The organism is Rhodococcus sp. 24CO (genome assembly GCF_050586165.1).
GTDB lineage: Bacteria > Actinomycetota > Actinomycetes > Mycobacteriales > Mycobacteriaceae > Rhodococcus_F.
The window spans coordinates 234,513-259,507 of the sequence record NZ_JAZFNF010000003.1 but is presented as its reverse complement, the minus strand read 5'-3'; the positions used below and the strand labels follow the sequence as shown (position 1 = coordinate 259,507).

The 24,995-nt window shown below is 61.7% G+C and carries 24 protein-coding genes; 12 read left to right on the top strand and 12 right to left on the bottom strand.

Annotated features, from left to right (window positions below; translation table 11 throughout):
* Positions 1-30: 30 nt before the first annotated feature.
* From V2B23_RS08450 to V2B23_RS08440, 3 genes are all read right to left on the bottom strand, one after another.
* Complete coding sequence (locus tag V2B23_RS08450) at positions 31-945, bottom strand: DUF5926 family protein (RefSeq protein ID WP_033235247.1); 915 nt, start codon at positions 943-945, stop codon at positions 31-33.
* Between the two features lie 74 nt (positions 946-1,019).
* On the bottom strand, positions 1,020-1,784 hold the full coding sequence (locus tag V2B23_RS08445; RefSeq protein WP_430949939.1) for a glycerophosphodiester phosphodiesterase: 765 nt from the start codon (positions 1,782-1,784) through the stop codon (positions 1,020-1,022).
* A complete protein-coding gene (locus tag V2B23_RS08440) occupies positions 1,781-2,638 on the bottom strand; it encodes a DUF4328 domain-containing protein (RefSeq protein ID WP_430949938.1) in 858 nt (285 codons plus the stop codon). The genes V2B23_RS08445 and V2B23_RS08440 overlap by 4 nt, the downstream gene beginning before the upstream one ends.
* 494 nt (positions 2,639-3,132) lie before the next feature.
* Between V2B23_RS08440 and V2B23_RS08435 the strand changes: the two genes are divergently transcribed.
* Together V2B23_RS08435 and V2B23_RS08430 are read left to right on the top strand one after the other, a co-directional pair.
* Positions 3,133-4,908: a hypothetical protein gene (locus V2B23_RS08435; RefSeq protein WP_430949937.1), complete on the top strand. Its 1,776-nt coding sequence runs from the start codon at positions 3,133-3,135 to the stop codon at positions 4,906-4,908.
* Positions 4,909-4,935: 27 nt separating this feature from the next.
* Positions 4,936-5,865: an LLM class F420-dependent oxidoreductase gene (locus V2B23_RS08430; RefSeq protein WP_430949936.1), complete on the top strand. Its 930-nt coding sequence runs from the start codon at positions 4,936-4,938 to the stop codon at positions 5,863-5,865.
* Between the two features lie 66 nt (positions 5,866-5,931).
* Here the strand turns inward: V2B23_RS08430 and V2B23_RS08425 are convergent, their stop codons facing one another.
* From V2B23_RS08425 to V2B23_RS08415, 3 genes are all read right to left on the bottom strand, one after another.
* Complete coding sequence (locus V2B23_RS08425) at positions 5,932-6,525, bottom strand: Rv1733c family protein (protein ID WP_430949935.1); 594 nt, start codon at positions 6,523-6,525, stop codon at positions 5,932-5,934.
* 107 nt (positions 6,526-6,632) lie between these two features.
* Complete coding sequence (gene msrA / locus V2B23_RS08420) at positions 6,633-7,346, bottom strand: peptide-methionine (S)-S-oxide reductase MsrA (RefSeq protein ID WP_430949934.1); 714 nt, start codon at positions 7,344-7,346, stop codon at positions 6,633-6,635.
* Complete coding sequence (locus tag V2B23_RS08415) at positions 7,264-8,463, bottom strand: acyltransferase family protein (protein WP_430949933.1); 1,200 nt, start codon at positions 8,461-8,463, stop codon at positions 7,264-7,266. The genes msrA and V2B23_RS08415 overlap by 83 nt, the downstream gene beginning before the upstream one ends.
* Before the next feature lie 233 nt (positions 8,464-8,696).
* Between V2B23_RS08415 and V2B23_RS08410 the strand changes: the two genes are divergently transcribed.
* A complete protein-coding gene (locus tag V2B23_RS08410; RefSeq protein WP_033235191.1) occupies positions 8,697-9,320 on the top strand; it encodes a superoxide dismutase in 624 nt (207 codons plus the stop codon).
* Here V2B23_RS08410 and V2B23_RS08405 read toward each other — a convergent pair.
* Genes V2B23_RS08405 through V2B23_RS08390 form a run of 4 tightly spaced genes read right to left on the bottom strand, consistent with a single transcriptional unit; the run spans position 9,317 to position 13,803 of the window.
* Positions 9,317-10,672, bottom strand: a complete 1,356-nt coding sequence (locus V2B23_RS08405; protein WP_430949932.1) for a hypothetical protein — start codon at positions 10,670-10,672, stop codon at positions 9,317-9,319. The genes V2B23_RS08410 and V2B23_RS08405 overlap by 4 nt on opposite strands.
* A 46-nt stretch (positions 10,673-10,718) precedes the next feature.
* A complete protein-coding gene (locus tag V2B23_RS08400; protein WP_430949931.1) occupies positions 10,719-11,891 on the bottom strand; it encodes an AI-2E family transporter in 1,173 nt (390 codons plus the stop codon).
* Positions 11,881-12,453, bottom strand: coding sequence for an HdeD family acid-resistance protein (locus V2B23_RS08395; protein WP_033235197.1), 573 nt, complete (start codon positions 12,451-12,453; stop codon positions 11,881-11,883). Before V2B23_RS08395 ends, V2B23_RS08400 begins: the two co-directional genes overlap by 11 nt.
* An 18-nt stretch (positions 12,454-12,471) precedes the next feature.
* Positions 12,472-13,803: a DUF1254 domain-containing protein gene (locus tag V2B23_RS08390; RefSeq protein ID WP_430949930.1), complete on the bottom strand. Its 1,332-nt coding sequence runs from the start codon at positions 13,801-13,803 to the stop codon at positions 12,472-12,474.
* A 167-nt stretch (positions 13,804-13,970) separates the two neighbouring features.
* Here V2B23_RS08390 and V2B23_RS08385 point away from each other — a divergent pair, with 167 nt between their 5' ends.
* Both V2B23_RS08385 and V2B23_RS08380 read left to right on the top strand, forming a co-directional pair.
* Complete coding sequence (locus V2B23_RS08385; RefSeq protein ID WP_233364288.1) at positions 13,971-14,498, top strand: peptidase; 528 nt, start codon at positions 13,971-13,973, stop codon at positions 14,496-14,498.
* Positions 14,499-14,792: 294 nt separating this feature from the next.
* A complete protein-coding gene (locus V2B23_RS08380) occupies positions 14,793-15,506 on the top strand; it encodes a TMEM165/GDT1 family protein (RefSeq protein ID WP_430949929.1) in 714 nt (237 codons plus the stop codon).
* Positions 15,507-15,509: 3 nt separating this feature from the next.
* Here V2B23_RS08380 and V2B23_RS08375 read toward each other — a convergent pair whose 3' ends face one another.
* A complete protein-coding gene (locus V2B23_RS08375; protein ID WP_430949928.1) occupies positions 15,510-16,529 on the bottom strand; it encodes an Lrp/AsnC family transcriptional regulator in 1,020 nt (339 codons plus the stop codon).
* A 99-nt stretch (positions 16,530-16,628) separates the two neighbouring features.
* On the opposite strand from V2B23_RS08375, the gene V2B23_RS08370 reads away from it, so the two are divergent.
* The 3 genes from V2B23_RS08370 to V2B23_RS08360 are packed head-to-tail and all read left to right on the top strand — an operon-like array spanning position 16,629 to position 20,612.
* Positions 16,629-17,837, top strand: coding sequence for an MFS transporter (locus tag V2B23_RS08370; protein ID WP_430949927.1), 1,209 nt, complete (start codon positions 16,629-16,631; stop codon positions 17,835-17,837).
* A gap of 27 nt (positions 17,838-17,864) precedes the next feature.
* Positions 17,865-19,127 carry an amidohydrolase gene (locus V2B23_RS08365; protein ID WP_430949926.1) on the top strand — a complete coding sequence of 421 codons (1,263 nt, stop codon included), beginning with the start codon at positions 17,865-17,867 and terminating at the stop codon, positions 19,125-19,127.
* Between the two features lie 33 nt (positions 19,128-19,160).
* On the top strand, positions 19,161-20,612 hold the full coding sequence (locus V2B23_RS08360) for an amidase (protein WP_430949925.1): 1,452 nt from the start codon (positions 19,161-19,163) through the stop codon (positions 20,610-20,612).
* A 12-nt stretch (positions 20,613-20,624) separates the two neighbouring features.
* Here V2B23_RS08360 and V2B23_RS08355 read toward each other — a convergent pair whose 3' ends face one another.
* On the bottom strand, positions 20,625-21,638 hold the full coding sequence (locus V2B23_RS08355) for an ABC transporter substrate-binding protein (protein WP_430949924.1): 1,014 nt from the start codon (positions 21,636-21,638) through the stop codon (positions 20,625-20,627).
* Between the two features lie 155 nt (positions 21,639-21,793).
* Here V2B23_RS08355 and V2B23_RS08350 point away from each other — a divergent pair, with 155 nt between their 5' ends.
* The 4 genes from V2B23_RS08350 (at position 21,794) to V2B23_RS08335 (ending at position 24,980) form a co-directional block, all read left to right on the top strand.
* Positions 21,794-22,516: a FadR/GntR family transcriptional regulator gene (locus V2B23_RS08350; RefSeq protein WP_430949923.1), complete on the top strand. Its 723-nt coding sequence runs from the start codon at positions 21,794-21,796 to the stop codon at positions 22,514-22,516.
* On the top strand, positions 22,513-23,163 hold the full coding sequence (locus tag V2B23_RS08345) for a sterol desaturase family protein (protein WP_430949922.1): 651 nt from the start codon (positions 22,513-22,515) through the stop codon (positions 23,161-23,163). The genes V2B23_RS08350 and V2B23_RS08345 overlap by 4 nt, the downstream gene beginning before the upstream one ends.
* 144 nt (positions 23,164-23,307) lie before the next feature.
* Positions 23,308-23,481 (top strand): hypothetical protein, encoded by a 174-nt coding sequence (locus tag V2B23_RS08340; RefSeq protein ID WP_415394986.1) that lies wholly within the window; start codon positions 23,308-23,310, stop codon positions 23,479-23,481.
* Positions 23,482-23,567: 86 nt separating this feature from the next.
* Positions 23,568-24,980 (top strand): amidase, encoded by a 1,413-nt coding sequence (locus tag V2B23_RS08335; protein WP_430949921.1) that lies wholly within the window; start codon positions 23,568-23,570, stop codon positions 24,978-24,980.
* Positions 24,981-24,995 lie beyond the last annotated feature (15 nt).

Below are 24,995 nucleotides of genomic sequence, written 5' to 3'. Positions count from 1 at the left end.
TGACCCGGCGTAACGTCTATAGAAGCGCTATCAGCGCAGCGTGACCTGACGTCCACGCAGTCCGTCACGCGAACGCAGTTCCGCCGACGTCAAAGGCGCGTCGACGGCCAGGGCCTGTGCCAGACGGTCACCGAACTCGACGGTTGCCGCAACCCACTCGTTTGCGTGCTTCTCGGGATCCAGGTCGAAGACCGGAACGAGGAGGCCGTGCGTGCGGAAGGATCCCGCGTAACGCGAACCCTCACCCAGGTTCAGTCCACCGGCAGCGTGAACGCGAGCCAGTGCGAGCATCAGGTCGTCTTCGCTTTCGGGGCGAACCCAACGCAGGTGCGCCTTCTCGCCGGCGTCCACCCACCAGGCTGCGACGAGGCCGTCACCTTCGAGGCGAGCCGACGGCATGATTGCCGCGTTGGCCTGCTCAACGGTGGCCTTGACCTGCGCATCCGTTTCGGTTCCTTCGGGGATCCACCAGTTGAAGTCCTGGTAGACGGTGATGTCGAGCAGTGCGGCGGGATCGACGACGGCGGTGACGGCCGGGGTGTCCTCGGCGGGATCGGCAGCGGGGAGCGCGTCGCCGGGAGCTGCGTCGGCAACCCAGGTCACGGATGCGGCGAGGTCTGCGCCCAGGTCGGCGGAGTGCGCCTGAACCTGAACACCGACAAATCCGGTTGCCGTCTCACCCTCGTTGCGGACGAGTGCGGCAACAGCGCCGGGAAGAACCGTCGCGACGGTGACGGGACGGTCCGAGCCGATGACGGGCAGCGGAGCCGTGGCCGAAGGAACAAATTCGCGCATGGCAACCAGGTCGCACTCTGCCGCGAGGCCTTCGAACGGGCGGTTGACCGCGCCTGATGCGGCGTCACGCTCTGCTTGGCGGGCGGCGAGCTTCGCTGCGCGCCCACTGTCTACCTTCGGTCCACTGTTTCTCTTGCTCTTCTTAGCCACGAGGGCAAAACTACACGGCATCACCCGCGATCAGGCACTGCGTCCCGCACGATCAAGCACTGCGTCCCGCACGATTAAGCATTGCCCAGCCATTGCTTCGTGCGTCCGGGATGGTTTGTGGCCACCCAACTGACCCCGAGCTCACGGCACAGGTCCACATCGGCCTTGTCGTCAACGGTCCAGCAGTAGGTTGCGCGTCCGGCCGCAGCGGCACGGTCCACAAGATCAGGATGCTCGCGCAGCGCCTTGACGGACGGACCGATCGCGGTCGCACCGACAGCCGTCGACGCTCCGCCGCCGAGATACCGCGACGCGTCGCCGAGAAGCACTGTCGGCAGGAGTGGGGCTGCGCGGCGCACGCGCCACACCGCGCTGGCCGAGAAGGACATCACGACGGCCCGGGAATGATCCGCTGACGGCGGCGACGCGATGCCGAAGCGGTGCAGTTCGGCGAGGAGCTTCGCTTCGACCAGTCCGCCGTATCGCACGGGGTGTTTGGTTTCGATGAACAGTTTCACCGGACGCGAGAAGTCCAGCGCCAAGGTGATGAGTTCGGACAGGGTGAGCAGATCTGCGGGCTCGCCGGTTGATCCGAAGTCGAGCGCGGTCAGGGAATCGAGGGTCATCTCGCTGACGATGCCTGTGCCGCTGGACGTGCGGTCGACCTTGCGGTCGTGGACACAGACGAGATGGCCGTCGCGGGTGAGCCGGACGTCGCACTCGAGCCCGTCTGCGCCTTCCGCGAGGGCAAGCTCGTAGGCGGCAAGCGTGTGTTCCGGCCGCGCAGCCGACGCACCTCGATGCGCTACGACAAGCGGGCCACGGCGATCCGGGCTCACCGAGCAGCTGCCTTTTCCGGCAGCGCGTTTTCCAGTACCGATCGTGGAACCGGCACCCATCTGGTCGCGGTGTCCGGTTCGCCTCGCCAGTCCTTGTGCTCGATACGCCGAATCACCACCAGCAGGAGCGCAGCGGTGGCAGCGGCGATCAACGCAATGAAGGCCGAGAGGAGCACTCCGTCGGCCATTGCCTGGAGGCCGGGTCGCGAGCGCCAATACGCGTTCACGACAAGGAGGAAGCCACTGAACACCCAGAACCCCCACCAGATCTTGACGAGCCGAACGCCGCGCGGGTCGCGGCGCACGAGTTCGAGTAGATATACGGGTGCCATCACGAGATTGAGGACAGGCACGGCGCAGCCGACCAGGATTTCACCGCGTGAGCGTGGATCGGTGCGCTTTTCCCGCGCGTACAGGTCGCGGCGCGCACGCAGCAGCCAACACACCGCGGCCACGGCGGCGAGCACAGCCGTCAGCAGCCCACCGAGTTGCGTGAAGTAGACGGCGGCGTCCGACAGCCACAACAACAGTTGTGGGACCAGGCGGGTCTGGTTGTACACCAGGATCGCGTAGCGGCCGAGTTCCGCGAAGACGGCCAACCCGTACAGAACTGTCGCAATGGTGAGCAACGAGCCGACGCGATCGGCCATCCGGTCGGCGCGAGACTCCTCGGCGGGGCTGGTGTCGACGATGTCGGTGAGTCCCCACGTCGGAACGGCGTCGTATCGGGGCGTCGACGGGTCGGCGCCCGGCGGGTGAGGATCTCCGACGCCACGTGGTTCCCCGGGGTTGCGGGCGATCCACCGGAAGCCTCGGCGGGCGGGTGGCAGATACACGTCGGTGCGGACCGGCATGAGGAGGACACCGCCGCAGCGGGGACACCATCTACCCGCGGGGCCGACGACGGGCCATCGTGCGGCGCACCGTGCGCAGACCTGTAGCTGGTTCACATGCTCGATTCTGTCACGCCGTATCGGTAACGGCAGCAAATGGTTTCGGAGCTGTTCCGTAACCTGAACTTCATCTCCGGGTACAACTTTGTGCCGATAATGTGACCTGCGACACCGAAAAACTCGAGTTATCCACACTATCCACAGGTTCATCCCCAGCTTGGGATGAATCCACGGGCCTTTATCCACAGGTCAGGGCTCATGGGTTGTGGGTTTACTGACAGGTGTTAGCGAACGATGCACAGGCTCGAGGATGAATTTGACAAGCGGGCGAATTCCCTGTGAATTCGCGGCCGGAGGCCACCGGACAATCCGTTCACGCGCCACCTGCAGCACTGCCGGAACGGCACCTGGCAGCATTGCCAGGCGATGACTCCTCCGATGCCGAAGCTCTCCTGATGACCAAGCCCACTGCCAAGCACGTTTTGCCGATCGCACTCGCGTCGATCGCGATTGCTCTCGGCGTTCGAACGTGGGTGGCGTCGCAGAACTACTTCTACTGGGACGATCTCATCCTGATCGGACGCGGAGCTCGCTTCCCCCTGTTCTCGAGCGAACTGCTGCTCTACGACCACGACGGTCACTTCATGCCGGCAGCCTTCTTCCTGACAGGCCTCGTGACGCGAATTGCCCCGTACCAGTGGGCTCTTCCGATGACGCTGCTTGTCCTCGGTCAGGCATTGGCATCACTCGCACTGCTCCGCACGCTCAGACTGGTACTCGGATGGCGTCCGGCGCTGCTGATTCCGTTGCTCGGATATCTGTTCATCCCGCTCACCTTGCCGGCATTTGCCTGGTGGTCGGCGGCACTCAACGCGCTTCCCCTGCAGATTGCTCTCGCGTGGGTGTGCGGCGACGCGATACAACTCGTGCGGACCGGCCGACGGCGCTATGCCGTCTCGGGGACAGCTGTTTTTGTGGTCTCGTTGCTGTTCTTCGAGAAGTCGGTACTCGTACCGTTTGTGGCACTCGTGTTCATCGTCTTGTACTTGCGCACGCAGTCCGACGCGTCGCCGATTCGCACAGCCCTGAAAAAAGCCAAGGCGCTGTGGATTCCGTGTGCCGTTGTGCTCGCGATCTGGATTCCGGTGTACCTGTTCACCGTCGAATCGCCGGTGACGGGCAACGGTCGCAGCATGTCTACCTCCTTGCTGCACCACGGCACTTCCTTGGGAATGCTCCCGACATTGTTGGGTGGGCCGTGGCAGTGGGAGCGATGGATTCCGGGTCCCGCGTGGGCCAATCCCCCGATGTTCCTGGTCATTGCTGCCTGGATCATGCTGCTGGCGGCGCTCGTGGTCACCGTGCGCTCCCGGCAAGGCGCTGCCTGGATCTGGATCTGCGCCGCTCTGTATTTCCTGGCGTCGGTTGTTGCGATGACCGCTACCCGCACCGCGGAGGGCACCACGTACGAATTGGCGCAGACCCTGCGGTATTTCACGGATTCGGCCACGGTGTTCGCCCTCGCGATTGCGCTCTACTTCGCGTCGCCACGACGCGTCGAACCCCGCGTCGAACCCCACACCAAGGTGCCGATCCGCGCTATCGCCGTGGGTCTTTCGGTTGTGTTTGTCGCCAGTTCCCTGGTCTCGACATTCTCATTCGTGAATATCTGGCGAGAAAGCCCGACGCGTGACTATCTGCAGAATGCGCGGGTCTCGTTGGCGCAGAACACGGATGCGCCGCTGCTCGATCAGCCGGTCTCGATCTGGGTTCTCCTTCCCTTCACCAACCCCAACAACATGGCCTCCCAGGTACTCGGGCCATTGCCCGATCGACCCGAATTTGCTTCCAGCACCTCGATTCTGCGACTGATCGACGACAACGGCACTGTCGTCGACGGCGAAGTCACGTTCACCAGACGGATCCCCGAAGGCACAGAACCGCAGTGTGGAACACGCGTCGACGGGCCGACAGAACTGACGTTGGACGGACCGTTGGCCGTCTGGGATTGGACAGTTCAGCTCAACTATCTCGCGAGCGCAGACGGAACGATCGACGTGTCCTTGACCAACGGCGATGCGGTCTCCGTACCTGTGAAGCAGGGCCTGCACTCGGTATTCGTGCAGGTTGTCGGCGACGGCACAACCGTCAAGGTAGCGCCGCGGACCCCGGGGCTGTCACTGTGCCTTGCCGCCGGACAGGTGGGTGTGGTTGTTCCCACTCAGCCCTGACGCACCGGCAGTGGCAGAGTTGAGCGCATGGATCTACGTATTTTCACCGAACCCCAACAAGGCGCTACTTACGAACAACTACTGGCGGTGGCCCAGACGGCCGAAAAGCTCGGGTACGGAGCGTTCTTCCGTTCCGATCACTATCTGGCCATGAATTCCGAGGGCCTTCCCGGACCGACCGATGCCTGGATCACGCTTGCGGGCATCGCCCGCGAGACGTCGACGATCCGCCTCGGCACGCTCGTCACGTCGGCAACGTTCCGGTACGCCGGCCCGCTTGCCATCTCGGTCGCGCAGGTGGACCAGATGAGTGGCGGACGCGTCGACTTCGGTATCGGCGCCGGCTGGTACGAGAAGGAGCATCAGGCGTACGGGATTCCGTTCCCGGCGCTGAAGGACCGCTTCGAACTGCTCGAGGAAACCCTCGACGTGGTGACGGGCTTGTGGCGCACGCCCGTCGGCGAGCATTTCGACTACGACGGTAAGCATGTGCAGATCAAGAATTCTCCGGCGTTGCCGAAGCCGCACCAGGCCGGCGGACCGCCCATTCTGATGGGCGGCGTCGGTAAGAAGAAGACACCGGCTCTGGCTGCGCGGTATGCCAGCGAGTTCAATATCCCGTTCCAGTCCGCTGGCGACACCAAGGACATCTTCGGACGCGTTCGCCAGGCCTGTGTCGATATCGACCGGGATCCGAACGAGCTGACGTATTCCAACGCACTGGTCCTGTGCTGTGGACGCGACGAGGCGGAAATCGCCAAGCGGGCCGCTGCCATCGGCCGCGAAGTCGACGAACTGCGTGAAAACGGGTTGGCGGGAACGCCGTCGGAGCTGGTGGACAAACTCGGCGCATTTGCCGAGGCCGGTTCAGAGCGTATGTACCTGCAGACGCTTGATCTGAGCGATCTCGATCATCTCGAACTGGTGGCGAGCGAGGTCATGCCGCAGATCGCCTAGGCCTTCGGCCCGTGCGCCTTTTTGGTAGCGCCCACTACCGGAAAGGCGCACAGGGGGCGAAGCCCCCTAACTGTTCGCGTCCAGGAATGCGCGCAGGTCCCGGTCCCACTGCGCGTCGCGGCTACGGTCGAGCCATACGCGAATCAGCATGAAACCGATGGTGAGCAGCGACATGATGCTGAACCACGTGAAAATTCCGGTCACGACCGCGGCAACGTCTGCTGCACTCTCCGTGATCGGGGCAACGGTCTTGTCACCGTTGTCGTTGACGTAGATGTCGACGGAAGTGCCGGCCGGCGTGGTCTCGTCGACGATGATGTCTTCGCGGTGAACCTGCCCGTTCCAATTCCACTGAGCTGGTGATGTTTCGGTGTTCGCAGGAATGTAATCGGCCGTCGCGACACTGGACGTGACCGAATCGCCCGTCGTGACGGCGGCGATGGAATGGGTGCTCCTGGCTTGTTCGGCGATGAGCGCATTCTGGCTTGCCGCCGTTGCGCCGCCTGCCCAGATGGCAAACGGCACCAGCAGGACCGCAAGAACGATCAAGCCGAAGGACATGAATCCTTCGATGCGATCACTACGCCTGACCATCGGGTCGTGGCCGACGTGAATGGTGCGTCGGAGCAACGACGCTGTTGCTCGCGTGCTAGCGGACATGATGCGCTCAGTTCTCTCGACAAGACACTCTTACTATCGAGATTCCCTTTATTTCGATCTAGTTGCAAGTATTAACGATCGGAATCACATGTGTCCTCCAACACCAGCTATTCGCGAGGCGGAAGAATATCGGTCTGTGCCGGCACCTGATCTTGGCGCAATAGTCCTACCGGGCAGCTGACTCCCGTGGCATGTACCGGGCAATATCCGCCGGGGTTTTTTGCAAGATATTGCTGGTGATAGTCCTCGGCGTAGAAGAAATCACGCAGCGGACCTATTTCCGTCGTAATTGCGCCATATCCAGCGTCAGTCAATCGTTTGCCGAATGCAAGAGCAGATGCGTGCGCGATCTGTTCCTGATCTTCGGAAGTTGTGAAAATCGCGGACCGATACTGCGAACCCTGGTCGTTTCCTTGACGCATCCCCTGCGTCGGGTCGTGGTTTTCCCAGAAGTGGGCCAGGATCTGCTCGTACGAAATGACGGCCGGATCAAAGACGACGAGCACTACTTCGGTGTGCCCGGTGCGTCCCGAGCAGGTTTCCTCGTACGTGGGGTTGGGGGTGAATCCGCCCGCATAACCGGCAGCGGTGCTGTAGACGCCCGGAAGCTGCCAGAACTCCTTCTCCGCGCCCCAGAAACAACCCATACCGGCGACGACGGTCTGCATTCTCTCGGGGAACGGCGGGGTGAGCGGATGCCCGTTCACGTAATGCGCGGCCGGCACCGGCATCGCGGTCTCACGTCCTGGCAGTGCGTCCTGCGGACTGATCAGGGTGGATTGTGCGGACGCTCGCCCCAGAATGTCGTCGTACCAGCTCATTCTTTGATTCTACGCGTGAGCGCTTGTTCCGCCATGCCGTGACGGCTCGGGCGCCTGGCAGTTCGACCCAGCGATATCCGAATTCCGCGACGAGCGCCGTGACAACAAGAAAGAGGCCGAAGGCAAGTGTCGGACCGACATGCGGGGTCGTGTTCTCGACGACGCGATACAGGATCAGCGTGTGGACGAGGTAGATGATGTAGCTCCGCGTCGACAACCACTTCACGAACGCCCAGCGCGTCGGGGCGCCGTCGTAGCGGCCGATGAGGACCACTGCGGCGGCTACGACGGTGATGGTCCACAAATAGTTCTCGCCGGCCCAGTAGACGCGGAACTCGGTGGCCACGAGGATCACGTGAATCTGTGCCAGAACGGCGACGATCAGCCACCGCCCCGGGGCCAGCCGCGCCCACGCGAGGTACATGATCTGTCCGAGGAAAACCGCCGGGAGAGTCGCCGCGATCTTCGAGAGCATCGGAACGGTGTACGGCATCGGTGCGTAAATGTTGTAGAGCAATACCAGCGAACACAGCGCTGCCCCGCCGAGCGGCATGATGACCGGACGCATGCGCAGAATCGGCCGCATCGCCACACAGGCAAGGTAGAACAGGAATTGGACGGTCAACGTCCAGGTCACCCCGAGAACAGCCACTTCGGGCGTGAGAAAGAACCCGCCGAGGAAAAAACTCATCAGCGCTTGGGTATTCGAAATACCGTCCTGGCCACTGAACATGCCGTTGATGCCGAGACGAACCAACAGGATGGCTATCGCAATTGCCACCCAGAACGCCGGTACCAGCCGGCTCAATCTGTTGGTCAGGAATTTGCCGGGCCGATCACGTATCGCGGACCGCGTCACCAGGGCGCCGGTCAGCATCATGAACGTCGCGACTCCGACAAAGGACAAGTGCTGATTGAGCTGGGCGGGCTCGATCAAAGCGCCGTAGACGACGTCGATCAGCCACCAACCGGAGCCGAGATCGTCGATGACGTAGAACGAGATGTGGGAGTAGATCACCGCCGCCACAGCGAATGCGCGCAGCAGGTCAGCGCCCGGAAGGTGCACCCGAGGCGGTGCGGCCTCTGATGACTCCGGGAGAAAAACTGGGGCGGGCATCGAGCAAGTTTAAGGTTCCGTTCACCTTTACGACGAATTCTCGGGTGCCCCAATGTCCGAGATCACGCAGTTTTCGGGTGCCCGAACTTTTTTGTCAGGTGATGACTACCTGAGCTGAACTGTTGCAGACCGTGTACGAATGTTATTGGGTGGATACCCAAGATTGATCCGCAATCCAAGCACCATACTCTCGAAGAAGCAGGGCTCACGGAGCCCGCAAAGAAGGGACCCTCGTGTCTGTTTACACGCTGCCGGAACTCCCCTACGACTACGCAGCCCTCGAGCCGCACATCTCGGGCAAGATCATGGAGCTGCACCACGACAAGCACCACGCGGCATATGTCGCCGGCGCCAACGCTGCACTCGAGAAGCTGGCCGAGGCTCGCGAGAACGACACCATCGCCGCGCAGGCCAACCTGCTCGAGAAGAACCTGGCTTTCCACCTCGGTGGCCACACCAACCACACCGTTTTCTGGAACAACCTCAGCGCTGACGGTGGCGACAAGCCCGAAGGCGAACTCGCCGCAGCGATCGACGACAACTTCGGTTCGTTCGATCTCTTCCGCGCACACTTCTCCGCGAACGCCAACGCCATCCAGGGCTCCGGCTGGTCCATCCTCGCGTGGGATTCCATCGGCGCACGCCTCGTCATCGTCCAGCTCTACGATCAGCAGGGCAACATCTCCATCGGCCTCACGCCGCTGCTGATGCTGGACATGTGGGAGCACGCTTTCTACCTCGACTACCAGAACGTCAAGGGCGACTACGTCAAGGCATTCTGGAACATCGTGAACTGGAACGACGTCACGGCACGCTTCGAGCGCGCTCGTACGCAGACCGCAGGCTTGATCGTCTAGTCACGCTCTTCTTGCTCCACGCGGCGGCGCTCCTTCACCAGGGGCGCCGCCGTTTGCATCAGCAAGGCCCCCGCAAGAAGGGCCGTCGCTACGCCGAACACCAAAGCGATTGTGCGCGAATCAGATCCACTTCCCGGGGCACTGGTTTGATTCACCGCCACAGGATCGGACAGCACCGACATCAGTTGAACCTGCTGCGGAGTGGTCAACGCAGGCAGCCCGGATTTTGCGGTGTCCAGCCCGGTCACCAACGACGTCGCGACCGACTTGAGAGTCCCGAACCCCTGCGTGATCTGAGTGGTCACATCCTCGAGCATCTGCGGGGCCTGGTCCGCGATCGGAATCAAACCGTCACTCAATTGACCGGCAGCGCTGTTCAATTGAGCACTGGCACCCTGCAATTGGCCGACGGCAGTGCGCACCAGATCGCCGAGAGCCGTATCGGGCCCCACCGACCCACCCAACATCGACGGTACCGCGTTCAATTGCGCAGTCACGGCGCCCAAGTCAGTGCTCACGCTCGCCAATTGCGCCGTAATATCCTGCGGCACGGGCAATCCGCTCAACGCACCGGCCAGTGAGTCGATGCGCGATTTGAGATCTGCGGTCGACGACGACGCCTCCCCCAACGTCAGACCGAGAGAGTCTGCGCGCGTGGCCAATTCCTCCGCCGAACCGGCAGCCTGATCCACGACGCCGGATACCTGCTCCGCGACACTCGTCAACTCCAGCGAACCCGCCCGGGCCGTTTCCAGGTACGGCAGGATCGTGTCTGCCCCGGCCTTCACCTGGTCGATCGACTTCTCGGCGCCCGCTGTTCCCGCCACCAACATCTGCGCGGTCACGAGATTCTGATCGAAGGCCCGTCGAGCAGCCGACGTCTGGGACATCAAACCCTTGATACCGTCGGCACTGACCTGCGCCGACACCGCGCTGGTCAGTGCCACCGCCTGCGCTCCGTCAGTGCCCTGAACGTCGAGGTCGATGCTTGCCTGCTGAGGATCCGGGCCCAGCATCGAGGCAACCGACTCACTGAAATCCTCGGGCACGGTGAGCGTCGCAAAGTAGTTACCGCCGGGGCGCTCCACGACATGGAAGTCGAAATCCTCGCTCGCGCTCAGAGTCTCGACCAATGTGTCACCGGCGCGCAGTTCCTCGCCGTCCAGCACGGTTCCGGCATCGGTGTTGACTATCGCAACTGCCCGCGAGCTGTTCTCGCTGCCCGAGAACCACACCCAGCCGGTACCGGCCACCGCGCCCACCACAACAGCTGCCAAACCGCCCACCGCCAGCCGTCGACCAAGTAGCGACGGCTGGCGGTGGGTGTTCTCGGTGTTGTTCGCGGTGCTCATGGCCGAGACGATAGAGGGCGATCTTGTAGAAATACTGAGAGTCACTTCAGCCGGCGATCACCGGATCTTCGGGCGGCTTGTCGTTCCCTTCCGGTTCCTCTATCGGCCCAGCCGTTTTGCTCACTTCTTTCGGACCACTGATCAAGATGTCGGCCCACCGGGTTGTCGGATCGATGTCGAGCAGGACAGCTTTCACCAGGAGGGAGAGCGGAATAGCCAGCAGCGCACCGAGCGCGCCCAACACCCAGGACCAGAAGATGAGCGAGAGGAAGGTCATCGTCACCGACAGACCAACGGCGTCGCCGACAAACTTGGGTTGAATGATCGACTGGATGACGAAGTTGATCACGGAGTACACGACGATCACCCACAGCATCAGCCATGGTCCGCCCTCGAGGAGTCCGAGCAGTGCCGGCGGGATCACGCCGATCACAAATCCGATGTTCGGGATGTAGTTGGTGATGAACGACAACAATGCCCACAGAATCGGGAGAGGGATCCCCATCAACCACAGTGCCGCGCCGTCCAGCACCGCAACGATAAGCCCGAAGACGGTGGACACCACCAGGTACTTGCGGGTTCCCTTGGCAAAAGTGGAAAGAGCGTAGGAGATTTCAGGGCGCTCGTCGGCCAGGATATGCAGCCTCGACCGGATACTCATGCCGTCGAAGGCCATGAACAGCAGTAGCGCCAAAATGAACACGAGGTCCGAGAACACTCCGAGGAGGCCCTCGAGAGCTGTCTCGACCACGCCCAATACCTTGGTGAGATCGATACTGCTGACCGTGTTTTGGATCTGCTCGGTATCAACTCCGAAGCTAGCCAGACTACTTCGAGCCTCGTCCAGGAGCGCACCCATCTTGTCGGAGTACTCCGGCAGGATCGTGGCCAATTGAGCGGTCGAGACAACCAACGACGCAGCCAGTCCGATCAGGATCAAATACACCGTGACCAGGGCGCCGAGCATGCCGAGCCACTTCGGCCACCCGCGCTTCTGTGCCCAATCCTGAATCGGCTGAACGGCAACGGTGAGCATCAAGGCCAGGAATACGGGACCGAGGATCCCGCTGAAGCCCTTCATCCCGGCCACCGCGACCACAGTTGCGGCAGCACCGAGCAGCACGATCAGCCCGCGCGGAATCGACCAATGCTCGCCACCGGTGACGGTCGGTGCCGGAGCGGGGACGGGAGCAGGAGCGGGAGCCCGCTTAGAGAACACCAGCTTCCTTTGCCCGACTCCTGATCTGGAACGCACCGACGATCATCAGGATGCCGAAGAATATTGCGTACCAACCGAGCAACCAGGTCAAGCCGATGATGCCTTCACCAGGGAAGATGAGCAGTATTATTCCGAAGATCACGGCCAGCACCGACGCGGCGAGTAGCCATCCCCACCCGGAGCCTGACAAGCCCTTGAGCTTGAAAGATCCCACCACGCCGAGGATTCCGAACAGGATGGCGTAGAACGCGATGATGTACAGCAGTACTACCGCTGTGATTCCGGGCCATACCAAAGCAACAACACCGGCGGCCACCGAGACCACGCCCGTGAAGACGAACCACCCCCATGAACTGAGATGCGCTCGGTCACGGATTGCCCGCACCAGGGTGACCACACCGTCCACGATGGAGTAGATACCGAACACGAAAACCAAGGCCACTACGGTTATTCCCGGCCACACGAGGGCGATGATTCCGAAAATCACGCCGAAGATTCCGCGGACCAGGATCATCCACCAGATCTCTTTGCCGTACAACACAAACGGGTTCGTTGCGACCATCAGTAGCCTCCGAGTATTTCAGTTCGTCGGACGAATACCCGGTGCCGTCCACGATCCCGAGAGCACCGAAGCCTTGGGCCAATACAGTCGCAAGAATACGTTGAATCCGTCTGCGGGGCTGGGTAACCAGTTCTTTTCCTTCGGACCGCCTGGAGACTCGTGCTGAATGTAGATATTCAGGCTGCCGTCGCTCTCGAATTCGAGGTCACTTCGGTCACCGATGGCGTATCGATCAATCGGATTGTCCACGAAGAACTGTCGCTCGTTCATCATGGTGAGCGACCAGAAACCTTCGACCGGCGGAAGCTCGTCCTCGTCGAAGTGCAGGACGTAGTTCTTCTCCCCGGTCAGGGCATTGCCGTCGATGTCGGTGGTGGCATGCGGGTACACGGCGTCCGCGTCGAGGTTGGCGCCGAATCCCAGCCACGCGATCAAAGCCCGCTGCGCATAGTGCGTTCCGTAGTGCCCCAACCCGCGGTGCATGGTCCAACCGTTCTTCGGGGAACTTTCGGCGTCGGCCGCGATCGTGTGCAGCAGGTCCATGCCGCTGCGTGCGGCGCGGTCCAGCGCATCACGAACTTCGGGTGGCCGCGACGCCCACGCGAGTCCCGACCCGATTCCTATGTCGCCGAGCTGCTTCATGATCTCGGAATCCTCGGGACGCGGTGGATTGTCGTCGAGTAGCGCGTCGAGTGCGGTGAAGAACGCCTGCCCGTCCATCGCGGCAACCTGGTCGACCGGGGGCGTGAACGTATCGACTGTCGGGTCGAGCGAGCCTTCGGGCGCCGTGTACCCATTCTTGTGGTCCGTCCACTGCGACAGTGGTGTCAGCCGGGTTCCGTCCTGCAACGTGTGTACCGCGGCCAGGTCGGTTCCGCCCGAGGTTGCGTAGCGCGCCACTATCCAATTCATCGCCGTCTGCGAACGGAGAAGCGTCATACCCCTCGGCACTTCGCCTTTCCATGTCGGACCCGCCACGAGGTACGGTCCGCCGGTGCGACCTACAGTGCGCGAACCGGGCACGGTGAAGACATCGCTCCACGCGTCGAGAATCGGGACCAGCCAGTACCTCGTCCCGAAGTCCGGCAACGTCAAGACCTGCGGTTCGGTCCGCAAGTCCAACCACGCCGACGAGTAGAGAGTGTCCGCGTTGGGTGAGACCACATCCGTGAACGACGCATCCGGGGTTTCCCGCGCGTACGCAAACTGGTTGAGCGGCGCTTTCATGCCCTGCGGCGTCGCCGTTGCCGTCATCACGTCCCGTGAGACCGCCGCTATCAACAGTGGATATCCGAATATCCAGGCCTGCGTTGCCAGATCATCCAACGACGAGCGCTTCGAGGCAGTCATACCCGGTGAATACCACCGCCCTCACCTGCGCAAACCACCGGCGGCACCTGCGCACATCACCGCTGGCACTCTCCTACTCTTGTGTGCCAGCAGTGTTTAGGCGCATATTTTACCTACCCAACGACGTGTGCCGGATTTACCTGTCATCACCTCGGGGAGGAACAGAGATGAATAGAAATGAAGCGATAGGCATCTCACCGTTCCAGCAAGCCGGAGCGTTGCAGGGTTTTGTCATTTCTGGGCGTTGGCCCGACACCACCAAAGAATGGGCGCAACTGCTCGCATTGGCTGTGCGGGTCGCATCACTCCCCGGTCTCTTGCCCACCACGACGGTTTTCGGCGTGCACGAGGATGTCCCGGATGATCCACAACCGGGCACTGTGGGATTGGTGATGGCCGAAGGACCGGTTCTCGGAGATTTTGCTCTGCCACCTGGGCGTTTTTCCGAGCATCAACCGCCGGCACTGATCATGCTGCACCCACCCTCCGAAACGACGCCCAGCCTGCCGGAATGTGAGGGCAGCGCCTCCGGGTGTGTCCTGCTTCCCGGCCTGCCGTACCTCGGTTTGGACCATCGGGCGGCCTGGGTGGAAGCTGAGGCCGACGGGACTGTCGTCTCGATGATCAGCCGGGTCGGCATCGATCCGATCAGCGATCCCGACACCGCAGTTTTGGCAATGCTCCTCGCCTGCTGACGGCAACGGTAAGCGATAAGTTCGGTCTCCCAAACTTGCTGTGCGCTTTGCCAATTCGTGCAATGCAGGCTAACCTCGGTAACAACGAAGGGGAGTAGCCCCCAATCGCCTGTGTCGACATACTGGTTCGACGCGTTCCGCCTGGCGCGGATCGCGAAGCACCCGGCCTGGCGAACCGAAGGTCTTGACGGCCTCGGTGGGCGAGACCTTCGGCCGGACAAGCGCACCCGTTGCGTCTGTCCAGGCCGGAGGCCCCATATTTCCTCCGACCGATACGGACCGGAGGAGTTAATCTTGCTTGCCGCAATACTTTTGAGCTTCGGCGTCATCTTCATCGCCGAACTCGGCGACAAATCCCAGCTGATGGCGATGACCTTTGCGCTGCGCTATCGCTGGTGGGTAGTTCTCGGCGGAATCACCGTCGCCACCACACTTGTTCACCTGGTGTCAGTGGCTGTCGGCCACTACCTGGGCGTCGCACTTCCCACGGCGGCAATTTCCATTGTCGGCGGTATCGCATTCCTGATCTTCGGCCTCTGGACCCTACGCGGTGACGATCTCACCGAGGACGAGCAGAACAAGGCCGGTCGCGTCACCCGATCCGCTTTCATCGCCGTCGCGTCGGCCTTCTTCCTGGCCGAACTCGGCGACAAGACGATGCTCGCCACCATCACTCTCGCCACCGATAACGACTGGATCGGCATCTGGATCGGGTCCACCATCGGCATGGTGGCGGCCGACGCACTCGCCATCATCGTCGGTTCGGTTCTCGGAAAACATCTTCCGGAAGGTTTCATCAAGATCGGTGCCGCCGTGCTGTTCTTCGTCTTCGGTGTCTGGCTGCTGCTCGACGGCATTTTCCCGGACTCGTCCGCCGGCATCATCGGTGGCGCTGTTGTCTTCGGAATCTCGGTGGTGAGCGCGCTTGCCAGAATGGCTTGGAAGCGCTCCCGCGCGACCGACTCCGATCCACACCTCGTCGACGACAATCGGACCCCGATCGACTGAGGCTCATCGAAGAATGTCGTCGGCACCCCAAATCGCGACCGGCACATGACCTTCTGCTACTCCGTTGGGACCGAGTAGCTGACCGAATCGCTTCATCGGGTACAGCGAGACACGTCGATCGAGGATCCGCACACTACCGATTCGGCGGAGTCGATCCTCGACGACAAGACTCTGCGCGAGGCTGCTCAGCCACACGCTGATCAACATGTTCGCTGTTCCGGTGGTCGCCACCAACAATCTGATCTCCGGCCAACTCGACACAAGATTGCCGAGTTCGTCGGCGGAACCGTCCACAGCGACATCGAAGATCACTTCGAACGGTGAACCGACAGCCTGTTGCGAGACATCGCAGCGGAAAATCAACTGTTGCGATGCAGTCAGCTGGGCCAAGCGCCGTCGAATCGCAGTCTCGTTCGTTCCACAAATCGCGGCGAGACGCGCATAGCTGGCACGTCCGTCTCGGCCGAGCGCCTCCAACAGGGCACCGTCGGACTCACGGAACACTGTCGGATCTGCCGGCGCCGCAGCGGTTGCCAGCTGAGCGCGACCTGCTTGCCCCAGAGCGCCCGGCTCCCAACTGAAGCCGTCTCGGTACACCTTCACCCCGACCCGGCTTCTGATCGACAAGATTCCAGGATCGGCAGCAAGGTGCTCACACACCAAGGCGTCCAAACTCTTCTGGTCGGCGGCCACAACTCCGACGAAGTACTCGTACTCACCTTCCGTCCTGGCCAACAGATAAGCGCAGGCCAGCTCACGTAACCTCTCCCCCACGTCGGCAACCGCATCCTGAGTCGTCCTGATCAGGAGATAGCCGAATATGTGGGTTCGACCGATTGCGACCGCGTTGACCCAGGAATGACCGTTCGAGACGAGTCGACGCCACCGGCGGGCGATCGTCGTCGAATCCATGTCGAGTACCGACGACAACTGCGTCCACGACGCGCGGGGGTTGAGTTGGAGTGCATTGATGATCTCCAGATCAGATTCCGCGATGACAAATTCGTCGGATTCCGGCTTCATCTGCCAAGTATTGCCGGATTACTGCATTCCGGCCGGTGATCCCTGCCTGTTTGCCAAAGATATGTGAATCACTTCACAGGTTCACCACTTGGAGGCCCAGTGCTTCGCTCCACCAAAGTCACGGTCGCGCTGCTGTTCGTCGCCTACGCGATCGACTACATAGATCGGCTGGCGATCAACCTCGCCCTCCCCTTGCTCGGTGAGGAGTTCGATCTCGACTACTCCCAGCGCGGGTTGATCATCTCCACGTTCTTCATTGCATACACACTGGCCCAACTACCTGGTGGACTGCTCGCCGATCGATACGGCGCAGTCCGGATGGCTCTGATCGGGTTGGTGGCGTGGAGTGTCTTCACCGGCCTCACCGCCCTTGCGTGGTCGTTCGGGACGCTTCTGGTTGTTCGCTTTCTCTTCGGTCTCGCACAGGGCGTGTTTCCGGCAGCCGCAGTAAAGCTGGTTGCCGAACGCAGCATCCCGGAGCAACGTGCCACCGCAACCGGATGGATGAACAGTTCCAACGCCGTCGGTACGCTTCTCGCCATTGTCGTTGCGGCAGCGCTTCTCCCGTTGATCGGCTGGCGTGGGATGTTTCTGGCCGTCGCGGCGCTCGGCGTACTCTCGCTCGTCAGCATCAAGTTGTGGCTCCCTCCAGCACTTCCGGCGGAGATCGACCACGGTCCGGATTCCTCCTGGGACAACATGCGCACCGTACTTCGCTCCCGCGCGATGTGGCTCTTCGCCTTGATGTTCTTCGGATACGACTTCGTGATCTGGGGGATGTCGTCCTGGGTTCCGTCCTACCTCCATGACGAACGAGGAATCGCCCTCTCGAGTGCAAGCCTCCTGCTCATCCCGGCAACCGTGGTGGCCGCCGTAACCACCGTCATCGGCGGCCGAATCTCGGATCGACTGGAAGGCAACAGCCGCATCGTCGTAGTGCCGTCCATGCTCGCCTGCATCGTGATGCTCGTTTCGATTCCTTTCGTCTCCAACACAGCCTTGTTCGTCGTTCTCGTCACTCTCGGATCAGCCGCTGCCTCTTTCGCTTTCATGCCGTGTTTTGCACTACCACTTCGTAGCCTGCCTTCTTCGGTGGTCGGGGCCGCCTCGTCGATGATCATTTTCGGCGGCATGGTCGCCGGAATAGTCGCACCGCTGGTGTTCGGATTCATCGTGGACCATCTCTCCTGGTCAGCGGCGTTCGTATCTCTCGCGCTCGGGCCCATCGTGGCGATCATCGCGGTAATGGCAGCGCCGCAGACCCGAGAAAAGATGCTGAACCTGGTGCAACTGAAAACCGCCAACTGAACACCACCAATCGAAAGAAGATCGACCATGAACCAACTGCTTTCGAACCTTGAATTCGGAGACCCGTCGCGGTTACGAACCGTCGAGCCGCACTGGTTCGATCTGTACCGGGACCTGCACGCACACCCCGAGTTGTCCGGAGACGAAACTCGCACTGCCGCAATTGTTGCCGAAGAACTTCGGCGGATCGGCGGCTGGGACGTCACGGTCGGAGTCGGCGGCACGGGTGTCGTCGGTGTCCTCGAAGGGAGCAGCGGTCCGGTCATCCTGCTACGCGCCGACATGGACGCGTTGCCGGTCGCAGAAGACACTGGTCTGTCCTACGCCTCCAAGACCGATGGCGTGATGCATGCGTGCGGCCACGACGTCCATGTGACCGCGCTACTTGCCACGTGCGCAGCACTTTCCGCGGATCCGACGTCGATCACCGGGACTGTTGTCGCGGTCTTCCAGCCTGCCGAGGAGACCGGCTCCGGCGCTCGTGCGATGGTCGACGACGGAATCTTCGACCGCTTCCCTCGACCGGACCTCTGCCTGGGACAACACGTGGGCCCGACTCCGGCCGGGATGCTGGTCAGCAAACCCGACATCTTGATGGCAGCATCCGACACGATTCGAGTGGTTTTTCACGGCCGTGGTGGACATGCGTCCTCGCCGTACGCGTGCATCGACCCCTTGTTGATGGCAGCATCTTTCGCGCTGCGCCTTCAAAGTCTGGTCGCTCATGAAGCGGCAACCCCGACAGCACCGGTGCTCACGGTGGGAGCATTGCACGCCGGCACAGCTGCGAACATCATTGCCGACGACGCCGAACTACTACTCAGCCTGCGAACTTTCAGTGCATCGTCGCGAGAACACATGCTCGAGTCGGTACGCCGGATCGCTCGTGCAGAAGCAGACGGAGCAGGCGCCACCGAACCGCCGGACGTTCATGCGTACAACGGCTTTCCGGCCACGGTCAACACTCCGGACGCAACGTCCACGGTGATGTCCGACCTACGCCGGGCCGGATTGGGGATGCACACCCTGCCGCAACCGCTTTCAGGCAGCGAGGACTTCGGAGTTTTCGGCACTGCTGCCCAATGCCCCTCCGTATTCTGGCATTTCGGCGGGACGGCGCTTCGCAGTTTCGACGAAAGAGCTCTCGCCGCACTCGCCGAGGGACGGATTCCTCCCGGCACACCCTCGAATCACTCACCGCGCTTCGCACCGGATCCGGCCGCGGCACTACCCGAAGGTGTCACGGCTATAACTGCGGCCGCACTGGGCGCCCTTGCGCGAAGCGCGTGATTCCTACACATATTTCTCCAGGGAGATAACGCCATGTCAGACGACCTGCATTACCTCAGCGCCACCGAAGCTATTGCACACTTTCGCACGCGAGAATTGTCTCCGGTCGAGCTGCTACAAGCAGTCGTCGACCGAACCCAGAAGTTCGAACCTCACATCAATGCCTTCACCGAAGAGATGTTCGACGAGGCACTCGCGGGCGCTCGGGAAGCTGAGAGCCGATATCTCGGCCACGGGCCCGACCCGCGGCCGTTGGAGGGAATTCCGGTAGCAGCCAAGGAAAAACATTCTATTGCCGGAAAGTCTCTGACCGAAGGTTCGCTGGCGACACGCGGAAACATCGCCCGCGAGAACGCGCCGGTGATCGATCGAGTTCTGGCAGCAGGCGGCCTGATTCACGCACGCACCACGACGCCGGAGTTCTGCGTCGCGGCGTTCACACACTCTCCACTGTGGGGCGTGACCCGCAATCCCTGGAACCTCGACTACAGTCCGGGCGGCTCATCCGGAGGAGCCGGTGCCGCACTCGCCGCCGGAACTACCACTTTGGCAACAGCATCCGATATCGGCGGGTCGACGCGAGGTCCAGCAGGCTTCACCGGCACCGTCGGACTCAAAGCGTCGTACGGCCGTATTCCCGGGGTCGCCCCGCTGTCCATGGATTCCTACCGTGGCGACGGTCCCATGGCCCGAACTGTTGACGACGCAATTCTTTTGGCCAACGTTCTGATCGGTCCGGATCCGCGTGACCATTCTTCCCTGAGGCCGGCGATCACGCTGCCACACGAGTACCCGTCGGTCGAGGGAATGCGAATTGCCCTGTGCCTACGGCTCGGTGACTTCCCGATCGAACCTGACATCGAGGCGAACACACGGGCGCTCGCCCAGCCGTTGGTCGATGCAGGGGCGATAGTCGAGGAGATCGAACTGCCGTGGACTCGCGACTCGATGGCAGCAGCAGTGAAAGTCCATTTCGGAACGATCATGGGTGCATCCGTCGCGGAAGTTGCTCGGGCCCACGGTGATCTTCTTGCCGACTACACACTAGACAACGTCGCGATCACGTCGAAGGGCGCTGCGGAAATGTCATTTCTGGACGGCCTTCGCAAAGAAGCCCAGATGCAACGAGAGCTCGCCGAGGCGATGGCTCCATTCGATGCGCTGATCTGCCCGACTTCGGGCACCATCGCCTTCCCGGCAGGCGAGTCTTTGCTCGACGGCCTCATGGTTGCGGGCCAGCACGTGAACACCACCGCCGAAGCACTTCTCACGTTGCCGTTCAACGTCGCCAATCGGTGTCCCGTACTAGCGGTGCCCAGTGGACACGCATACAACGGCGTGCCCACGGGCGTCCAGATCGTCGGCCACACCTACGACGAACCGACCGTGTTCCGGATCGGCAAAGCACTGGAGAAGATCCGCCCGTGGGCATACACCGACCACCATCAACCGAGGTTGGATGTGGTGACGCCAGCTTCCTCGTGATGGCTGAGGAGATCAGAGCTTGGTTCTGATCTCCTCGGCGATCGGCTGGAACTGCTCGAGGAAGCTAAGGGCCCAACCGAATGAGGCGACGCCCTCGTAGTCGAACGAGTACACCTGATCGTTCTTGACGGCGCGCAGACGCTGGAAGATGGTGTCGTTCGCCAACTTCTCGTTGATGGGGCCCTTACCACTGTTGGTTATGATGACGTCGGCCTCGTCGAGTAGCTCCAACTGCTCCTTCGGGAACCACTCGTTGCTGCCGGCGGGAATTGCGAGTGAGCGGTCGTTGAACTGGAATCCGGCCTCGCTGATGACCGTCGTCTGATACTTGGTCGGCGAGTACAGCGAGAAACCACTCTCCTCGAAGTACGTGGTGTAGACGACCTTCACCTTGCTCAACACATCAGCGTTGTCGCTGCGGAACTTCGCGATCCGCGCCTCATACCGGTCGGCCAACTCCTGAACCTTCGCGCTCTGGTTGAGCGCGTCCGCGACCCCGAGGGCACGTTCCTTCCACGCGTACTGGCCGTCTTCGGCAAAAACCGCGGTCGGTGCGATCGACCGGATCTGCTCGTAAAGATCCGGGTTGTTCTCCGAAAGCAGGTTGGTCATCACGATCAAGTCGGGAGACAAAGCCGCTATCGCCTCGGCGTTCGGCTCGTACCAGCGCCCCACCTTCGGGAGAGACCGCAGAGCGGACGCATAGGGCTCCGGGACACCGTCGGCGTTCTCGTAATCCACCGGCAGTCCGACGGGTGTGAATCCGGCATCGAACATCGCGGGGCCCGTGTAGTAATCGGCGCTGACCACCCGTTGCGGATTAACGGGCACCTCCACCCGGCCGTTGACGGTGGTGATCGTGCGCATCTCGCCTTCGGCCGTTTCGCTCGAACTGGTTCCGCAAGCCGTGAGTAATCCGATCCCGGCTAATGCGCCCGCCCCGAGGAAACCGCGACGGGTGAGAGCAGCAGTGATGCGAGCGAATTCGGCGTCGGTATCGAGCGTCGGCAAGAGAAGTGGCGTCATGAGTGTCCTGACAGTAACGGAAATTAGGATGACCTAAAAACTACCCTCACCTGCGGAGTTCCGGTGAAGATTATTGGTCAAGCGTTGTTTCTTTCACGCCAAGAGAACTGGTCTGACCACTTGACCTCTTGCCAGTAGGGGCTTATCGTCAGTACATGTTCCAACCCGTTGCACGTACCTCGGCTTCCGGCGCAGTGTTCGATCAGATTTCGGTGAAAGTGCTGGCTGGAGAGCTTGCGGCAGGCGAAAATCTCCCGAGTGAGCGCAAGCTGGCCGACGCATTCGGGGTCTCCCGCCCCGCAGTAAGAGAGGCAATTCAGAAGCTCGCCCAAGCGGGACTCGTCGAAGTCCGCCAAGGTGAATCCACGTCGGTGCGCGATTTCCGGCGCCAGGCCGGACCCGAACTTCTCCCCCAATTGCTGATACGCGACGGCGTCCCCGACCTGACCGTGGTGCGCAGCGTCCTCGAAACCCGCGAGTTGATGGGGCCGCAGATCGCAGTATTGGCAGCTCGTCGCATTACCCCGGAATCGGCCGAAGAACTCCGCGCGGCCGTGGAACATCTTGGCGCGACGGAAGATCCAGTGGAGCTGCAAGACCGCGCTCTGGCGTTCTGGGATGTCGTGGTCGACAGCGCGGATTCCATTGCCTTCCGCTTGATCTTCAACAGCCTGCGCACCGCTTACGAACCGGCCATGACGGCACTTGCCTCCGTCATGGTTGCCGAAGTCGGCCAGACCGAACTATATCGAAAACTGGCCTCCGCCATCACTTCACACGACGAGGCCACCGCCGAAACTCTAGCCGCGCAGCTCCTCCACACCGGCACGACGGCAATCGGCGACGCTCTCACCTTCCTGGAAGGACTGAAACCATGAGCAAGCCTCTCACTCTGGCCGATGCCGCACGGACGTTTCGCAAGTCACCGACGCCGTGGATGATCGGCGCCATGCTGGTGCTCGCAACGGCGGCGCGCATCATGCTGGGCGACTGGCAGATCACCGACGCACTCGTTCCGCTCGTGATGATCGCCGCATTCCCGTTCGTGGAGTGGATCATTCACGTCTTCGTTCTGCATTGGAAGCCGCGGACCATTGCCAGCATCACACTCGATTCACGGCTGGCACGCAGCCATCGGGAGCACCATTTCGCTCCGCGAACCGTCTCACTCGTCTTCATTCCGTGGCAGACGCTCCTGATCGTAATTCCCGTCCTGACAGCCGCCGCGCTCCTGGCGTTTCCCCGCATCGAACTCGGCCTGACGTTCCTGACCTGCATTTCCGTACTCGGCCTCGGCTACGAGTGGACGCACTTCCTCATCCACAGTGACTACAAGCCGAAAACTGCTCTCTACCGGTCGGTTTGGCGCAACCATCGCAACCACCATTTCAAGAACGAGCACTACTGGTTCACGGTCACCACCGCGGGAACTGCCGACCGCGTACTGGGCACGTATCCCGATCCCAAATCCGTCGAGACATCCCCGACGGCCAAGAACCTGCACGGCAGCGCGTCGAAGCTGTGAAGGTGGGCCCGTTCCTGACCCCCAGCTGGCAATGAACTTGAACTTGACTGTGTATCAGCAATTTTCGTTGAAACTCACTCGAACCGTGCTTAGTGTCGATGGAGTCAGAAGTTCGAAAAACGCTGTTACCAAAGGACGCAACACATGTTCAACGATGTATTCAACAACGTCATCCACCCGATGGTTACGAACTTCCAGCAGGGCGGCGCGGGTCAGTTCATTCCGCAGGGCACGCTGCAGCAGTTCATCCCGCAGCAGTTCCTTCCCCAGCAGGCACCGCAGGCAGTTGAACACGTGACAAGCATCTTCGGAAGCTGATACCTGGATATCCAATATCGGCACCATGCAGGTCGCTCGTCCAATACTCTGGATGGGCGACCTGCCGCCGTCTATCGAGGATTCCCATGAGCGCCAAGATCCAAGTCCACACATTCACCAACGACGCCCTGGGCGATCTCGACGCCACCGGTGTCGCCGCCCGAATCGAATCCGGCGAGGTGACTGCTCGGGAAGTCATGGAGGCATCGATCGCGCGCGCCGAGACAGTTCAGGGGCCGTTGAACGCCCTGGCCTGCGCTGATTTCGACCGCGCCCTCGCCAGGAGCAGCCGGCCGGCCACGGGCGTCTTCGCCGGTGTCCCCACCGCGATCAAAGACAACACCGACAGCGCCGGCCTTCCAACCCAGCAGGGCAGCAAGGCTTTCACCGCAGTCCCCGCCAAGGCAGACAGCGATTTCGCGAAGCAGTTCCTCTCCACCGGGGCCATTTCGATCGGCAAATCTCGACTGCCGGAATTCGGATTCAGCGCGTCCACCGAGTACATGACTGAAGAACCAGTCCACAACCCGTGGAATCCGGCGTATTCATCCGGTGCGTCCTCGGGCGGCGCTGCCGCGCTTGTTGCGGCCGGCGTACTCCCGATCGCGCACGCAAACGACGGCGGTGGATCGATCCGGATTCCCGCCGCTGCCTGCGGGCTGGTCGGACTCAAACCCACCCGCGGCCGCACCATCGCCGATCCGGCCGACAAGTCGATGCCGATCCGGCTGATCGCTCAGGGCGCTGTCACCCGCACGGTTCGCGACACTGCACGATGGATGTCTGCGGCTGAAAGTTACTACCGCAATCCGCGACTCGCACCGGTTCGGCTGATCGAAGGACCGAGCTCCACACGATTGCGCGTCGGCGTGATCACCGATTCCGTGACGGTCACCAAGACCGACGACGAGACGCGCAAGTCCGTCGAAGCTACTGCCGAACTTCTTGCCGGCCTTGGCCATCACGTCGAGGATGCGGCGTTGCCGGTCGGCCCGCAATTCATCGACGATTTCAGCATTTATTGGGGCTTTCTCTCGTTTGCCATCTCCACCGGCGGCAAACAGATGCTCGGATCCGACTTCGACAAGTCCGCAACCGACAATCTCACCAAGGGTCTGTACACGCTGTACCGGAAGAACATCGCGAAGACGCCGCGAGTGCTCTACCGCCTCCGACGCCTCCAGCAGCAGTACTCGGCCATGTTCTTGAAGTACGACGTCGTGCTCTCACCGGCTCTGGGACACACCATTCCCGAGCTCGGATACCTCTCTCCCGCTCAGCCTTTCGAGGAACTCTTCGACAAGCTGATCGCGTACACGTCGTTCACGCCTCTGAACAACATTTCCGGCGGTCCCGCGATTTCACTACCGATGCACCAGACCAGCAATGGTCTGCCGTTGGCTTCACATTTCTCCGCCGACCTCGGCGACGAGCGCACGCTCCTCGAATTGGCCTTCGAACTGGAAGAGGCTCAGCCCTGGAGAAGAATCCAGGACTGAGCCCCACCCGATAAA

What these genes read in the sequence shown, in the direction of transcription:
- V2B23_RS08440 (WP_430949938.1), bottom strand. Translation starts at nt 2,638, where the DNA reads ATGCCGGTCCGCACCGACGTGTATCTGCCACCCGCCCGCCGAGGCTTC.
- V2B23_RS08435 (WP_430949937.1), top strand. Translation starts at nt 3,133, where the DNA reads ATGACCAAGCCCACTGCCAAGCACGTTTTGCCGATCGCACTCGCGTCG.
- V2B23_RS08430 (WP_430949936.1), top strand. Translation starts at nt 4,936, where the DNA reads ATGGATCTACGTATTTTCACCGAACCCCAACAAGGCGCTACTTACGAA.
- V2B23_RS08425 (WP_430949935.1), bottom strand. Translation starts at nt 6,525, where the DNA reads ATGTCCGCTAGCACGCGAGCAACAGCGTCGTTGCTCCGACGCACCATT.
- msrA (WP_430949934.1), bottom strand. Translation starts at nt 7,346, where the DNA reads ATGAGCTGGTACGACGACATTCTGGGGCGAGCGTCCGCACAATCCACC.
- V2B23_RS08415 (WP_430949933.1), bottom strand. Translation starts at nt 8,463, where the DNA reads ATGCCCGCCCCAGTTTTTCTCCCGGAGTCATCAGAGGCCGCACCGCCT.
- V2B23_RS08405 (WP_430949932.1), bottom strand. Translation starts at nt 10,672, where the DNA reads ATGAGCACCGCGAACAACACCGAGAACACCCACCGCCAGCCGTCGCTA.
- V2B23_RS08395 (WP_033235197.1), bottom strand. Translation starts at nt 12,453, where the DNA reads ATGGTCGCAACGAACCCGTTTGTGTTGTACGGCAAAGAGATCTGGTGG.
- V2B23_RS08390 (WP_430949930.1), bottom strand. Translation starts at nt 13,803, where the DNA reads ATGACTGCCTCGAAGCGCTCGTCGTTGGATGATCTGGCAACGCAGGCC.
- V2B23_RS08385 (WP_233364288.1), top strand. Translation starts at nt 13,971, where the DNA reads ATGAATAGAAATGAAGCGATAGGCATCTCACCGTTCCAGCAAGCCGGA.
- V2B23_RS08375 (WP_430949928.1), bottom strand. Translation starts at nt 16,529, where the DNA reads ATGAAGCCGGAATCCGACGAATTTGTCATCGCGGAATCTGATCTGGAG.
- V2B23_RS08365 (WP_430949926.1), top strand. Translation starts at nt 17,865, where the DNA reads ATGAACCAACTGCTTTCGAACCTTGAATTCGGAGACCCGTCGCGGTTA.
- V2B23_RS08360 (WP_430949925.1), top strand. Translation starts at nt 19,161, where the DNA reads ATGTCAGACGACCTGCATTACCTCAGCGCCACCGAAGCTATTGCACAC.
- V2B23_RS08355 (WP_430949924.1), bottom strand. Translation starts at nt 21,638, where the DNA reads ATGACGCCACTTCTCTTGCCGACGCTCGATACCGACGCCGAATTCGCT.
- V2B23_RS08350 (WP_430949923.1), top strand. Translation starts at nt 21,794, where the DNA reads ATGTTCCAACCCGTTGCACGTACCTCGGCTTCCGGCGCAGTGTTCGAT.
- V2B23_RS08345 (WP_430949922.1), top strand. Translation starts at nt 22,513, where the DNA reads ATGAGCAAGCCTCTCACTCTGGCCGATGCCGCACGGACGTTTCGCAAG.
- V2B23_RS08340 (WP_415394986.1), top strand. Translation starts at nt 23,308, where the DNA reads ATGTTCAACGATGTATTCAACAACGTCATCCACCCGATGGTTACGAAC.
- V2B23_RS08335 (WP_430949921.1), top strand. Translation starts at nt 23,568, where the DNA reads ATGAGCGCCAAGATCCAAGTCCACACATTCACCAACGACGCCCTGGGC.